We start from the raw sequence: 13,884 nt of genomic DNA on the forward strand, positions 1-13,884 counted from the left end.
GGCGTTCCCGCTGGTCCCCCCCCCCCCCCCCCCCCCCCCCCAAACACCGCCGGGGCCCCGGGCGCCGGGGTGGGGCCCCCCGGGGGCCCACTGCCCGATCTGTTCCAGTGATCGAGGAGCACATCATCCGGGACCGTCAGCGCCCGGGCCCGCCGTGACCTCCGGCGTCCGCAGGGGCACCCGCTGAGGGAGCGGCGTCGTCGTGGGCATGGTCGTGACCCTTGTGGGAAACGTGTCCGTGCGCCTTCTCCTCCCGCGCCGGAGCCCCCGGTTTGCCCGTCACCACCGCGAGTTCCACCGGCGTCTGCGGCAGGTCGATGGTCTTGGCCACTTCACCCTTGGTCAGATCCACCGCGTGCAGTTTCTTGTTCTGCGCGTCGGTCACGTAGGCGCTCGAACCGGCCACCTTGATCGCGGGACCCGCCTCCTGCCAGTCCGTCTTCTCCTCCCACGGCTGGATCACGTCGGTCTTCCGGACCACCTTTCCGGACTCCACGTCGATCACGTTGAGCTTGCCGTCGTACGTGAGCACCAAAGCCTCACCCTCCGGCCCGCGGGCCAGCGAACGGAACCAGTAGGACGAGCCCAAGTCCACCAGCCGGTGCGACCCGTCCCGGGTGTCGAAGAGGGCCACACGCGTGGGGCGCTCCTGCTCGGCATCCTCGTCCACCTTGTAGTCGCCGAGCACGATCGGCGACCTCTCCGAACCTGCGAGGTTGCCCGAGCGCGCGTAGGCGTCCGCCACGGCCACCTTGTGGAACGTCCCGTCCCGATAGATCACGGGCCCGTTCTCGCAACCCGCCATCACGGTGTCGGTGCTCGCTCCCGGCGCAGCCGCCGCCTCACCGTGCACGGCCGGGCAGTCCGTCGTCTCGGCCTTGACGGCGCCGTCCTTGCCAAGCACGCGCACGGTGTGCCGTTCATCCTCCGTGCCCTGGGTCGTGAACAGCGTGCCGTCGGCCAGCTCGAGCGCCACCCCGTGGTGCGGGTGCTCGGTCTTCCGTTCGGTCGTGTCGTCGCCCCACCGGTTCCCTCGTCCCTCCGGGTGGGCCCCGGCGGTTCCAGCCCCGGGCCGCCCCTCCGTGAGATGTCATTACGCCCCCGGGTGCGGGTGGTGAGCATGACTGCGGGAGGCTCCATGACCTACCCCCGTGCATCGCCCAATCAATGGCCGACATTCCCCGTCCGCTTCGAAGAAGAAATACGAATGAAGTACCACACTATTTTCATGAGGGTGATCCTGCTAGACTGAATCCTTATAACTACGTATGACAATGGACTTCACGAGGCGCGAGAAGTGAATAATGGATCACCTGGCCATTCTTATCCGTTCGATACTGCTTATCCCTCTGGTTGCTGGCCTTATTTACTTTTTCGGAAGTGTCCTTAAGTCCGCACTGTTCGGCGGCTCCAACCGGCCATCCGACCCGGATGATCCACGCCGGCGCCGATGACCAAACGCTCGAGACGCCGGATATTGGGGCGCGGCCCCGCAATACACGTAATGCACGTAATGCAGTCATAAATCCAGTCATAAATATCCCACCCATAAGGGCTGGATGCACCCTCGGCACCTCCCATGGCGATAACCCACTGCCACCCAGTTCCACCAAATCAAAGATCGCATAGAATTTTCCCGGCAGTACGACGCCCATCCTCATTTCGGTATTTCTGTTCGAGGTAATTCGCCCCCACCCCTGGACGCCGGCGCCAGCATTCGGGGCATGATGGGACCACCCGTCACCGTCGCGAGGAGCCGCAGCATGAGCCCGTCACCGCACACCGCGGGAATCATCGGTCTCGGATCCATGGGCAAGCCCATGGCCGGGCACATCATCAGCGCCGGGCACGACGTGGTGGTCCTGCATCGCAGCCTCCACAAGGCCCCGGGGGCCCGCGCGGTGGGCACGCCGCGGCACATGGCACGCCAGTGCGACGTCGTGATCGTGTTGGTGCCCGGCGCCCCGGAAATCGACGGCGTGCTGGAAGAACTCGCTGAGGGCGCCCGCGAGCGCGACGCCGACCACGACCGCCTGGTCCTGGCGATCAGCTCCACCGTCTCCCCCGTGGACATCACCCGCTGGCACCGGGACACCTCGGGTGTCGAGTTCGTGGACGCGCCCATCAGCGGCGGGGAGGCCGGGGCGATCCGCGGGGACCTGTCCGTCATGGTGGGTGGCGACGACGCCGCCGCAGGCCTGGTCTCGGACGTCCTGTCCTCGTGCGGTCGCCCCGTCCACCTGGGACCGCTGGGGGCCGGGCAGGTGGCAAAGGCGTGCAACCAGCTGATCTGCGCGGCGGAGATCGTGGCGATCTCCGAGGCCAGCGTCGTGGCCGAACGGGCCGGACTGGACCTGGCCACACTGCTGGACCTGCTCCAGGGCGGCTACGCGGGATCCACCATCCTGGCGGACAAGACTCCCAAGCTCGTGGCCCACGACTACTCGGTGTCCGCGCAGGCGGCCTTCGTGCACAAGGACGTCTCCGCGTACCTGGATGCCGCCCGCGCCACCGGAACCACGTCGGTGCTGGGCGGGCCCATCGCGGCCGCGGCGCAACAGCTCATTGACGCGGGACTGGGCGAGCAGGACTCCGCGGTGTTCCAGAAGTGGATCGCGGACAGAACCGAGAAGTGAACGACCTGGGACCCACCCCTGAGAACACCTGTGCCCCGATAATGCACGCCACAGCGTCGTAGCGTGCATTATCGGGGCAGGAATGTAGTGAGGGCCCTGAACCCTACTTGTCGAACCGGTTCAGGAAGCGCGCCACCACCGCGGGGCGCTCCTCCCCCTCGATCTCGATCGTCGCATCCGCCACGAGGTGCAGGCCGTTGCCCTTGACCTCCGAGACTTCCGCGATGGTCACGGTCATCCGGATGCGTGCGCCCACCTTCACCGGTGAGGTGAAACGGACCTTGTCCAGGCCGTAGTTGACCTTGGTCTTCACGTCGGACACGTCGAAGAGCTCGGACCACATGGGGATCAGCAGCGACAGGGTCAGGAACCCGTGTGCGATGGGCCCACCGAACGGACCGTCCGCGGCCTTCTCCAAATCGGTGTGGATCCACTGGTGGTCATCGGTGGCGTCCGCGAACAGGTTCACCTGGTCCTGGGTGATCTCGCGCCGCTCGGAGTAGCCCGAATCCTTCCCTGCGAGCTCGGCCACCTCGTCGAACAGAACAACGGTCTTGGCGGTCATGACATGTTCCCTCTGGGGTTCTGCTCCGGCGGTGATGGGCGTCACCGTATGTTTCTTTCATGGGACCGTATTTAATTAAGATCGCCAACGGTTAAGATTATCCCCGACGATCCTCCGGCGGACGGTCCCACCCCCGCCCACCGCACGGAGCACGTCACGACCCGGACCCAGGAGCAACGACATGACCACCCCCCTCCCGCAAGACGCCCTGGACCCCGCACCGACCCTGAGGGCGAGCGACCTCGCATCCGAACCGGTGTTTCTCATGGCCCGGGCGAGTTCCCTGGCTTCCGCGTCCGCCAACCGGGCCCTGGGGGAACTGGACCTGAAGGTGCGCCATTACTCGGCCCTGTCCCTCGTGTGTTCGGACCTGCACCCGTCCCAGCGGGACCTGAGCAGGTACCTTGTCCTGGACCCCAGCCAGATCGTGCTGATCGTGGATTCCCTCGAGCGTCGCGGGGCCGTAGTGCGGCGCACCGACCCCAATGATCGCCGCTCCAAGTTGATCGAGCCCACGGACAAGGGCCGCGAGCTCTACCGGCGTGCGCGCGCCGCGGTGGACCGCTGCACGGACGGGACACTGGCACCCCTGAGCGAGGACGAACGGGCCACCCTGTTGGACTTGCTGCAGCGCGTGGCACTGGGCTGAGCGCACCGTCATACGGCCCCGCCCGCCCCGGGATTCCAGGTGTTCACGCCCGCGAACACGTACCGTGGAACCAGCACACTCGACTCCCCCGCGCTCCCCCTACCGATCGAGGTCACGCACCATGCGCTCCGCCGCCCCCGCCGCCCTTTCCGCCCTCTGCGCCATGCTGCTGCTCACCGGCTGCGGTTCCGGCGGCGACGCGGGGGGCGACGACGCCGCGAACGGTACCGCAGCGACGTCGTCCACCGCGACCGAACAGCCCAGCGCGACACCCACGCCCACCCAGCCGCCAGAGCTGATCGGCGGGGGCACCACCCTGTTCCCCGAGCGCCGGTTCGTGGCGCTCTACGGACACCCGGGCACCCCGGGGCTGGGCGCGCTGGGGGAGCAGGGGCCGGAGGAATCCGCCGAGCGGGCGATCGAGCTGGCCAAGCAGTACGAGCCCTACAGCCAGGAGAAAGTGATCCCGGCGTTCGAGATCATCGCGACCACCGCCTCCTCCGACCCGGGACCGGACGGCGACTTCTCCAGCGAGGCTCCCGTGGAGCGCCTCATGCCGTACATCGAGGCCGCGCAGAAGCACGGGATCTACGTGGTCCTGGACCTGCAGCCCGGCCGCTCGGACTTCCTGTCCCAGGCCAAGCGGTACGAGGAACTGCTCAAGCGGTCCAACGTGGGCCTGGCCCTGGACCCCGAGTGGCGGCTGGGGCCAGGGCAGTACCCGCTGCAGCAGATCGGGTCCGTGAGCGCTCAGGAGATCAACGAGACCACGCAGTGGCTCGCCCGGCTCACGGCCGAGAACGGCCTGCCCCAGAAGACCCTGATCCTGCACCAGTTCTCCATGCCCATGATCCAGAACCGTGAGGCCATCACGACGGACCACCCCGAGCTCGCGTTCCTCCTGCACGCGGACGGGCACGGCACCCCGGATCTGAAGATGTCCACGTGGGACGCTCTGCAGCACGAGCTGCCCCGGGGGATCCGCATGGCGTGGAAGAACTTCTACGACGAGGACACCCCCACGTTCACCCCCAAGCAGACCTTCGAGCTGACGCCCAAGCCGTGGTTCGTGTCCTACCAGTGAGCCGCTCGGGCTGGCGGAGTCTTTTGGTTCGGCAGACACCGCGGTTCCGGTAAGTCGCCCGGGCCGGAAGGCCCGCCACTCCCGAGGTTTTGAAGCGGGTGCTCCCAGGAAATTGTTCCGCGCCATGTCTTCCCCCGGACGGGACGTCGGGTCTAGATTATGAGGACCTGTTCGCTCCACGGAAGGAAGTGCCTATGGGACTCGGCGACAAGATCAGTAATGCTGCGGAGAAGGCTTCCGGTTCCGCCAAGGAAAAGCTTGGTGACGCCACGGACAACGCAGATCTGCAAGCTGAGGGTGCCGGGGAGAAAGCTTCCGGTGGCGCCAAGCAGTCCGTGGAGAATATCAAAGACGCCGGCAAGAATCTGAAGGACGGGCTGGGCTGAGATCCGCACCCGCCACCTTTCGACCGGAGGGCCCTCGTCGTGAACACGACGGGGGCCTTTCGTCTGCCCGCCCCACTACCCCTGCATTAGTGGAGCAAAAGCAGCTTCGGGGCACCGAATCCTGCTTCTACTCAGATAAAGCAGGGGCTGCAGTGGGTCCGGATCACCGCACCGCGAACCGCTTGCGCGCGATCAGCAGGCACACCAGGGATAGGGCCGCCACCGCCGCGTAGTAGATGCTCGGTGAGGTCAGAGAGCCGGTGGAGCTCACGAGCCACGCGAGCACGAGGGGTGCGAATCCCCCGAACACCGTGACGCCCAGGTTGTAGGCCACGGACATCCCCGTGGTGCGGATCTGCGTGGGGAACATGTCGGTGAGCAGCGCGGGCATGGGGCCGAAGTACAGGGCCATGATTACGCCCAGCACCGCTTGCACCACGGTTAGGGTGGCCACGGTCGGGACCGCGACCAACCACAGGAACAGCGGGTACACCACCACGATGCCCACCGCGGAGGCCACGAGCATGACCCGGGCAGGTCCCACGCGGTCCGCGAGGTGCCCCACGAACGGGGAGCCCACCAGGGTCACCGCGCCGGCCACCACACCGCCCAGGTACGCGGCCCACGAGGGCAGGTCAAAGTTCTGGATCGAGTACGTGGGCATGAACAGGATCGTGTACACGGACATGGACGCCAGGCCCACCACACCTGCGGCCGTGAGCCACCGGCCGGCGGAGTGGACGATGGTCTGCGCGAGGGGACCGCGCCCGAGGGACGGGCGGGGCGGCGTCGTTGTACCCGTGCTCTCCGAGGGCGACGACGCCGCTCGCGCACGCTCGTCCTGCAACGCCCGGAAGTCCGGGGTCTCGTCCATGCGCAAGCGGATGTAGAGGCCCACGGGGCCGATGAGCAGGCCGAAGAGGTAGGGGATGCGCCAGCCCCACGAGTACAGCGCGTCGTGGCTCAGCAGGGTGTGCAGCGCGAACCCGAAACCGGAGGCCATCAGGATCGCAAGGCCCTGGGTCGCCACTTGCCACGACCCGTAGAAGGCGCGCTTGTCGGGGGCGTTCTCGATCAGGAACGCGGTGGCCGTGCCGAACTCGCCACCGGCGGAGAAGCCCTGGATCAGGCGGGCGAGCAGGATGAGCAGCGCTGCCGCGGGGCCGATGACCGCCGCCGTGGGGGCGAGCAGCATGATGAGCGTGCCGAGCATCATCAGGGCAATCGTGATGGTCAGGGCCGGGCGGCGACCGTGGCGGTCCGCGTAGGAGCCCAGCACCAGGGCACCGAGCGGGCGAATCAGGTACGACAGTGCGAACGTACCGAACGTCAGCAGGGTGCCCGTGACCTGTCCGATCGAATCCGACTCGAAGAACAGCGCGGAAATCACGACCGCGAGGGACGAGTAGACGATGATGTCGAACCACTCGAGCGCGTTACCGATCGAGGACGCGACCACGGCGCGGCGAGCGGTGACACGCTGCTCGTGCGTGACGGGCAGATATGTAGGTGCGCTACTCATGTCTGCACACTAGCCCACGGTCCGCTCCTCCCGCGGCCGCCGTGACGCCGCATGACGGCGAGCCGCCGACTTATACTGGGGCACGGCATGGAACCGGCACGGGACGTGTCACACCCCAGGACAGGAGCAGTGCAATGATCTTCATCGTGGTCAAGTTCGAGGTCAAGGACGAGTACGCCGAGCGCTGGCCCGAGATCGTCGCGGACTTCACTGCCGCGACCCGCCAGGAGCCGGGCAACAAGTGGTTCGACTGGTCCCGCAGCCTGGACAACCCCAACGAGTACGTGCTCGTGGAGGCCTTCGAGGACGACGCCGCCGAGGCCCACGTGAAGTCCGAGCACTTCACCGCCATGACCGAGAAGTTCCCGCCGTACCTCGTCCGCACCCCGCGCATCATCTCCCGCCAGATCGACGGTGACGGCTGGGATGAGATGGGTGAAGTCACCGTCGAGGGCTGAGGCATTGATGACCGGGGAACCCGTGAACCCGTGAACCGGTTCCTCGTGGGCCTGGACATCGGCGGATCCCACACCCGCGGCGTACTGTTCCGCGGGGACTCCCCGGTGCGCGAAGCTCGTTCCGGCAGCGCGAACGTGCAGAACGTCAGCCGGGAGCGGGCCGCCCAGTCACTGCGGGAGATCTTCGCCCGCTTGGAACCGCCACCCGGCACCACGGTTCTCGCCGGCGCCGGCGGTGTGGACACCCCGCACGACGCCGCTGCGCTGACGCAGCTCATTCGCTCCGTGGCTGAGGCCGCAGCGGGCGCTGGCCCGGCGCCGGGCGTTTTTTCGGCGGCGGACGGTCACCCGGCACCGGACGCCTACCCGGCGTCGGAGACGCCCGTGATCGCGGTGCACGACACCCGCCTGATCCTCGCCGCGGGCGGACACACCGAGGGCATCGCGGTGATCGCGGGAACCGGTTCCGTGGCGTGGGGTGTGAACGCTTCCGGCCACGGGACCCGCGCCGGGGGCTGGGGCTACCTGCTCGGCGACGAGGGCAGCGGGTACTGGCTCGGCCGGGAAGCGGTGCGCCATGTGCTGCGGGACGCGCAGCACCGGGGAGCGAGCGACGTGACCCCCGCAGAGGACGACCGGTTCGCTCGGGCCGTGTTGGGACACGCCGGGGTCGACACGCCCACCGAGCTGATCGCGGCGTTCCACGACCGCCCCGACCGCACCCACTGGGCCGGTCTGGCCCGCACGGTGATCGAGCTGGCCCCGCACGACGACGCCGCTCGCGAGTTGGTCTCGGCGGCCGCCGCGCACCTCGTGGAGCTGATCATCACCGTGGCCAGGAACCTGGGCGAGCCCCTCCCCGTAGTGATGGGAGGCGGGCTCGCAACCACCTCGGTGGGCGTGGAGCTCAGGGAACGCCTGGGCGATCATGGACTGCGGGTCACGCTGTTGGACCGGGAACCCGTGCTGGGAGCGCCCCTGCTCGCCCGCGCCACGGGGCTGTGGGACGGGCGAGCGGGTCGGGCGGGCTGAACACCCACAGGATCAGCGGAAGGCCGCCTCCCCGGTGAGCTGCTGGCCCAGGATGAGGGCGTGCACCTCATCCGTGCCCTCGTATGTGCGCACGGATTCCAGGTTGTTGGCGTGGCGCAGCGGGGAGTAGTCGAGGGTGACGCCGTTGCCGCCCAGGATCGTGCGGGCCTCGCGGGCAATCTTGATGGCCTCGCGGCAGTTGTTGAGCTTGCCCACCGAGATCTGGTGGTGCTGCAGTGTACCGGCGTCCTTGAGGCGGCCGATCTGCAGTGCGAGCAGGAAGCCTTTGTCGATCTCGAGGGCCATGTCCGCGAACTTCTGCTGCGTGAGCTGGTACCCGGCCAGCGGGCGATCGAATTGCATGCGCTCCTGGGAATACTTCAGGGCCACCTCGAACGAGTCGCGGGCGGCGCCCATGGCACCCCAGATGATCCCGTACCGGGCTTCGTTGAGGCACGAGAACGGGCCGCGTAGCCCCTTGGCCTCGGGTAGCAGAGCGGATGCGGGAAGTCGCACGTCCGTGAGTTCGATCTCGCACTGGATCGAGGCCCGCATGGACAGCTTGGGCTGGATGGGCGTGGCCTTGAAGCCCGGGGTGTCGGTGGGCACCACGAAACCGCGTATGCCCTCGTCCGTCTGGGCCCAGATGACGGCCACCTTGGCCACGGTCGCCAGGCCGATCCACCGCTTGGCGCCGGAGATGACCCAGTCCTCGCCGTCGCGGCGCGCGAACGTCTTCATGGAACCGGGGTCGGAACCCGCGGTGGGCTCGGTGAGCCCGAAGCACCCGATGGCCTCACCGGCGGCCATGCGCGGGAGCCACTCCTGCTTCTGCTCCTCGGAGCCCCACTTGTAGATGGCGCTCATGGCCAGGGAGCCCTGCACGGACACGAACGTGCGCAGACCGGAATCCCCGGCTTCCAGCTCGGCGCCGGCCAGGCCGTATTCCACGGCGGAACGGCCCGCGCAGCCGTATCCCTTCAGGTGCATACCCAGCAGGCCCAGCTTGGCCATCTCCGGGACGATCTCCAGGGGGAAGACCGCTTTCTCGTACCACTCGGCGATGTTGGGGCGGATGGTGGCGTCCACGAACTCCCGCACGGTGGATCGCAGAGCGATCTCTTCCTCGTTCAGCAGGGAGTCGAAGCCCACCAGGTCCATGACGTTGACGGTGTTCTGTTGGCTCATGTCCTCACTGTACGGTGACGGGGCTCACGGAGCCACGCCACAATCGTTTCCGTGTCCTGCCCGAGCTGCGGCGGGGCGACCGTGGGGGATTCCAGGGGTGGGGTCCAGCGGGCCGGATGACGGAACTGCCGTCCCACGGTCCTGCCCTCCCGATCCTGGACGTCCACCGTGGGTTCCAGTCCGAGGTCCTCGGCCAGCGTGACGCCCTCGCCGATCCCGGCGACCTTGCCCGCAGGGACCCCTTCCTCGGTCAGTTCTTCCTGCCACTCGCGGGCGGTCCGGGCGGACAACGCATCCTCCAGCAGCGGGACGAGATCCTCGCGGTGGGCCACGCGCGCCGAGTTCGTGGCGAACCGTTCGTCGTCTGCGACCTCAGGAATGCCCAGCACGGCCGTGAACCTGCGGAACTGCCCGTCGTTGCCCACGGTCACCGCGAGGGGCGCGTCCGCGCAGTGCAACAACTGGTAGGGGACGATGGACGGGTGGGCATTGCCCATGCGCTCGGGGACCTTACCGGCACCCAGGTATGCCTGGCCCTGGTTGACGAGGGCACCCTGCAGACTCGAGAGCAGACTGACGTCGATGTGCGCGCCGCGGCCCGTGCGGCGTCGCGCTTCGAGGGCCGCGAGCGCGCCGATCGTGGCGTCCTTGGCGGTCAGGACGTCCACCAGGGCCACGCCCACCTTGGTGGGCTCGCCGTCCGCGGCGCCCGTGATGCTCATGAGCCCACCCACGGCCTGGACCAGGAAGTCGTAACCGGCCAGGTGAGCGCCCTCGGCGGTGCCGAAACCGGACACGGACACGTAGACCACGCCGGGGTTCTCGCGCGAGATCTCCTCGTAGCCCAGGCCGAGCTTGGCCATCCCGCCGGGCTTGAAGTTCTCCACGACCACGTCCGCGCGCAGGGCGAGTTCGCGCGCGAGTTCCCGCCCGTCCTCGTCCTGCAGGTCCAGGCACACGGATTCCTTGTTGCGGTTCACGGACTCGAAGTACGTGGCACCGGTCTCGGAATAGGGCGGACCCCACGCGCGAGTGTCGTCACCGGTGTCCGGGCGCTCGACCTTGATCACGCGGGCACCGAGGTCCGCGAGCGTCATGGTGCACAGCGGCCCCGCGAGCACGCGCGAGAAATCGGCCACGAGCACACCGTCCAGGGGTAGCGCTTCGGTCACGGGGTCCTCCTTGGATCGACGATGTCCTCCACTCTAGGTGCGCCGCCGCGGCCGCGGCTCGACGACGTCGCTACGCTTCCGGGTCGCCGCCCGCCGCACGTCTACGGGCGACGACGCTCGGCCGGGCGCGCTACCCGTCCAGTTCCCCCTGCGCCGCCCTTGTCAGGGTGGCCGTGAGCATGTCCAGTCCGGCGAGCATGTCCTGATCCGATGTGAACTCGTACTCGTTGTGGGTGATGCCCTTGTGGGAGTGCTCGCCGAGCACCTGGAACTCGTACTTGCGCGCACCCCACGTGGCGTGGACCAGGCTGCCCATCATGGACGGCGTGAACCGGCAGCCCTCCTCGTGGAACCAGTTCACCACGCACAGGTTGTCCGTCAGTTCCGTCTCCCCGGACGGCGCCGCTCGGTACAGCTCCGCGCACACGGTCGCCCCGGCAAGCACGCCGTAGGCGCCGTCGAACCGGCCGGCCCTGGGCTGGGAGTCCAGATGCGAGCCGACCATCACGTACGGGGCGCCCGGACACAGCTCGAAGAGGCTGAACTCGTTACCGATCGCGTCGTAGTACACCGTGGCACCGCGCGCGATCAACCACCCGACGAACCACTGCCGATTGAGCCCGTCCGCGGTGGTCGCCGCTTGGCACTCCACTCCCCCGGACTCGAGCCCGCGGTTGCGGGACATCCGCCGGAAATCCCGCAGGAGCGCCTGATGCAGTGCGGACATGAACCCTCCTGAGCCATGAACCAGTTGCGGCCACGGTAGGCACGGTCACATCACGAACGGTCCGCGCGGCGGTCCCCCCACGCCTTCTCCGCACCGCTGGCCAAGAGCACCCCGCAGCACATCCACACCGCGGCGGCCGGGCCCAGGGGTGCCGCGAAGACACCCGCAACCAGGGGGAGGATCACCTGCCCCAGGCGATTACCCGTCAACCGGACCGCCAGGGCGGAGCCGCGCCAGTTGCCCGGGACGGACGTGGTGATCATGGTCATGGTGAGTGGCTGACCCAGACCCAACAGGAATCCGCCCACGGCCAGGAAGAACGCCGCGACCCAGAAGTTCCCCAGCACGAGCGGTGGGATGACCAGCGTGATGCCGGCCCCGAACAAACATGTCAGCAGCAGACCCCGCCGCGAGAACCGCTGGGACAACCACGGCAGGAGCAACCGGGAGGCAATGGATGCGAAACCCCGGACGCCGAGCAACAGACCCACGACCGCGGGAGCCACACCGGCCTCCTCCCCGATGACCGGCAGGAACGCGGTGAGGATGTCGAGCATCGCGAGCAGGGACAGTGCGGCGAGCATGTGGGACGCCACCCGGGGCACCCTGAGCACCCGTGCGATGGTGGGTTTGTCGGCTGATTCGGAACGCGCCGCAGTACCGGAGGCCGCGCGGGACGGGGCGGCGTCCCCCGCGGGTGTCCCGGCGCGCAGCAGCAACAGCGGAACGGCCGCGAGCGAGATCGCGGCGCCGATCCACAGTGCCTGGTTCACGTCCGCGAGGCGCTCTGGGGAGGTCGCGGACGAGCTGTGCCCCACGAGCCAACCGCCCAGGGCGGGGCCGATCATCTGCCCCGCGGAGAACGCTGCGGTGAACCACCCGAACCCCTTGTCCAGGTCCCGGTCCGCGGCGTAACGGGCGATCGCCGTCTGACCCCCGATCGTGAAGCTCAGGTGCCCCATGCCCAGCACGGCGCTCGCGGCCACGACCGCCCACACCGTGGGTGACAGCGCCAGCAGTGCCCCACCGGCGACCAGCAGAAACACCCCGGAAAGGGTCAGCACGCGCAATTGCCGGGTGCGGTCCGAGTACCGCCCGAGCCACACCGCGGTGAGCAGCGGGACCAGGGCGTACGCGGCCGTGGTCAACCCGATCGTGATCGAGTCCGCGTGCAGCGCGAGCAGTTTGTAGGACGTGACCGGTCGCAACAGGTTCACGGTGGCCTGGGTCAACACCCCGCACGCCACGAGCAGCCACAACCACGCGCCGGCGCGTGCCCCACGAACCGAATCAGTCAACGGCAGCCTTCCTCAGGCATACGCCCAGGGGTGTCCGAGGCGACGCGCTCCGACAGCCGGAATCGTTGCACGGTGCGGTGCAGGGCGCCACCGCTGCGGCCCTCGCCGAGCTCTGAGGACACCAGGGAGAGCTCGCTGACGGTCCACGCGGGCCCCTCGTACACGGACAGCGCGTGCACTACATGCGCGAGCTCGGGCCCGGGGCGCGCCACGGTGCGTGAACTGCGGCGTCGTTCGCGAGCCTTGCGCGTGCGCTCGGCACGGGACATGCGCGCGACCGTGAGGTGGGCGCGCTGTCTTGCGCGCTCCTCGGGGTCCAGCGAGCACGCGTGCATGAGCTCCACGAGCGCGTCCGAGGCACCACCCACGCCCATCCACAGGGTTGTGCCGGAGAAGGATCCCGCGCCTCGCAAGCACACGGTGAGCGGTGCGTGGACCCGGGCGACGTCGCTCAGCAGCTCCTCGAGCTCCGGCACCGCAGCCTCGGGTTGCTCGCCGTAGAACGCAAGGGTGACGTGCCACTGCTCGGGGTCGCCCCAGCGCAGTGCGGTGCCGGTGAGTTCACGGACCTCACGCAATGCACCGACCAGGTGCTCACGTGCGGCCCGGGTGGGGTGAACAGCCGCGAACAGCCTCATGCGCCCACCCTAGACGGTGCGCGGCGGTAACCGGATCAGCTCCACGCTCGTGAGGGCACCCGCGTCAGCGACCGCGCGCATGTACGTGCAGTGTGGTTGGCGCCGCCGGTCGGTGGGGCTGCCGGGGTTGAGCAAGCGCATCCCGGAGGGCGCCACGGTGTCCCACGGGATGTGGCTATGGCCGAAGACCAGGACGTCGATGTCCGGGAACGCCCGGTCCATACGCCGCTCCCGTCCGCTTGAGGCGCCGGTCTCGTGCGTCATGGCGAACCGCACCCCCTCGAGCTCCCAGTATGCGGTTTCAGGCATGCGTTCGCGTAACTCGGGGCCGTCGTTGTTGCCCCACACCGCGATCAGCGTCCGGGAGCGCTGCTCGAGGGCCTCGAACGTGGCCAGGTCCACCCAGTCACCCGCATGGAGCACCACGTCCGCGGCGTCGACCTCGCGCCACACCTGGTCCGGGAGGGCCTTGGCCCGCTTGGGCAGGTGGGTGTCCGCGAGGAGGAGGATCGAGGTGCTCACGCCCCCA

15 protein-coding genes are annotated in these 13,884 nt (G+C 68.4%); 6 read left to right on the top strand and 9 right to left on the bottom strand.

What is annotated here, in order from left to right:
* Positions 1–136: 136 nt before the first annotated feature.
* Entirely contained in the window at positions 137–976 is an 840-nt protein-coding gene (locus A5728_RS01565) for a hypothetical protein (RefSeq protein ID WP_231885439.1), read from the bottom strand.
* Positions 977–1,763: 787 nt separating this feature from the next.
* On the opposite strand from A5728_RS01565, the gene A5728_RS01570 reads away from it, so the two are divergent.
* Positions 1,764–2,636 carry an NAD(P)-dependent oxidoreductase gene (locus A5728_RS01570; RefSeq protein ID WP_064845391.1) on the top strand — a complete coding sequence of 291 codons (873 nt, stop codon included), beginning with the start codon at positions 1,764–1,766 and terminating at the stop codon, positions 2,634–2,636.
* Between the two features lie 103 nt (positions 2,637–2,739).
* On the opposite strand, the gene A5728_RS01575 is transcribed toward A5728_RS01570, so the two are convergent.
* Entirely contained in the window at positions 2,740–3,201 is a 462-nt protein-coding gene (locus tag A5728_RS01575) for a MaoC family dehydratase (protein WP_064845392.1), read from the bottom strand.
* Positions 3,202–3,382: 181 nt separating this feature from the next.
* Between A5728_RS01575 and A5728_RS01580 the strand changes: the two genes are divergently transcribed.
* The 3 genes from A5728_RS01580 to A5728_RS01590 all read left to right on the top strand — a co-directional run bounded on the left by A5728_RS01580 (position 3,383) and on the right by A5728_RS01590 (position 5,320).
* Positions 3,383–3,850 carry a MarR family winged helix-turn-helix transcriptional regulator gene (locus A5728_RS01580; protein ID WP_064845393.1) on the top strand — a complete coding sequence of 156 codons (468 nt, stop codon included), beginning with the start codon at positions 3,383–3,385 and terminating at the stop codon, positions 3,848–3,850.
* Between the two features lie 121 nt (positions 3,851–3,971).
* Positions 3,972–4,934 carry a hypothetical protein gene (locus A5728_RS01585; protein WP_064845394.1) on the top strand — a complete coding sequence of 321 codons (963 nt, stop codon included), beginning with the start codon at positions 3,972–3,974 and terminating at the stop codon, positions 4,932–4,934.
* 194 nt (positions 4,935–5,128) lie between these two features.
* Positions 5,129–5,320: a CsbD family protein gene (locus A5728_RS01590; RefSeq protein ID WP_035965533.1), complete on the top strand. Its 192-nt coding sequence runs from the start codon at positions 5,129–5,131 to the stop codon at positions 5,318–5,320.
* Between the two features lie 163 nt (positions 5,321–5,483).
* On the opposite strand, the gene A5728_RS01595 is transcribed toward A5728_RS01590, so the two are convergent.
* Complete coding sequence (locus A5728_RS01595; protein WP_064845395.1) at positions 5,484–6,842, bottom strand: MFS transporter; 1,359 nt, start codon at positions 6,840–6,842, stop codon at positions 5,484–5,486.
* Positions 6,843–6,976: 134 nt separating this feature from the next.
* On the opposite strand from A5728_RS01595, the gene A5728_RS01600 reads away from it, so the two are divergent.
* Positions 6,977–7,300, top strand: coding sequence for a putative quinol monooxygenase (locus tag A5728_RS01600; RefSeq protein ID WP_064845396.1), 324 nt, complete (start codon positions 6,977–6,979; stop codon positions 7,298–7,300).
* Between the two features lie 30 nt (positions 7,301–7,330).
* The gene (locus tag A5728_RS01605) at positions 7,331–8,332 is read left to right on the top strand and encodes an N-acetylglucosamine kinase (protein ID WP_231885441.1); all 1,002 of its coding nucleotides are present in this window, start codon (positions 7,331–7,333) and stop codon (positions 8,330–8,332) included.
* Positions 8,333–8,344: 12 nt separating this feature from the next.
* Here the strand turns inward: A5728_RS01605 and A5728_RS01610 are convergent, their stop codons facing one another.
* The 6 genes from A5728_RS01610 to A5728_RS01635 all read right to left on the bottom strand — a co-directional run bounded on the left by A5728_RS01610 (position 8,345) and on the right by A5728_RS01635 (position 13,877).
* A complete protein-coding gene (locus tag A5728_RS01610) occupies positions 8,345–9,520 on the bottom strand; it encodes an acyl-CoA dehydrogenase family protein (RefSeq protein WP_064845398.1) in 1,176 nt (391 codons plus the stop codon).
* On the bottom strand, positions 9,517–10,692 hold the full coding sequence (locus A5728_RS01615; RefSeq protein ID WP_064845399.1) for a CaiB/BaiF CoA-transferase family protein: 1,176 nt from the start codon (positions 10,690–10,692) through the stop codon (positions 9,517–9,519). The genes A5728_RS01610 and A5728_RS01615 overlap by 4 nt, the downstream gene beginning before the upstream one ends.
* A 130-nt stretch (positions 10,693–10,822) precedes the next feature.
* Entirely contained in the window at positions 10,823–11,419 is a 597-nt protein-coding gene (locus A5728_RS01620; RefSeq protein ID WP_064845400.1) for a hypothetical protein, read from the bottom strand.
* A gap of 50 nt (positions 11,420–11,469) precedes the next feature.
* The gene (locus A5728_RS01625) at positions 11,470–12,717 is read right to left on the bottom strand and encodes an MFS transporter (RefSeq protein ID WP_064845401.1); all 1,248 of its coding nucleotides are present in this window, start codon (positions 12,715–12,717) and stop codon (positions 11,470–11,472) included.
* On the bottom strand, positions 12,714–13,355 hold the full coding sequence (thpR, locus tag A5728_RS01630) for an RNA 2',3'-cyclic phosphodiesterase (RefSeq protein ID WP_064845402.1): 642 nt from the start codon (positions 13,353–13,355) through the stop codon (positions 12,714–12,716). Before thpR ends, A5728_RS01625 begins: the two co-directional genes overlap by 4 nt.
* A 9-nt stretch (positions 13,356–13,364) precedes the next feature.
* Complete coding sequence (locus tag A5728_RS01635; RefSeq protein ID WP_064845403.1) at positions 13,365–13,877, bottom strand: metallophosphoesterase; 513 nt, start codon at positions 13,875–13,877, stop codon at positions 13,365–13,367.
* Positions 13,878–13,884 lie beyond the last annotated feature (7 nt).

Origin of the sequence: Kocuria sp. ICS0012 (assembly GCF_001665945.1) — a bacterium.
GTDB lineage: Bacteria > Actinomycetota > Actinomycetes > Actinomycetales > Micrococcaceae > Kocuria > Kocuria marina.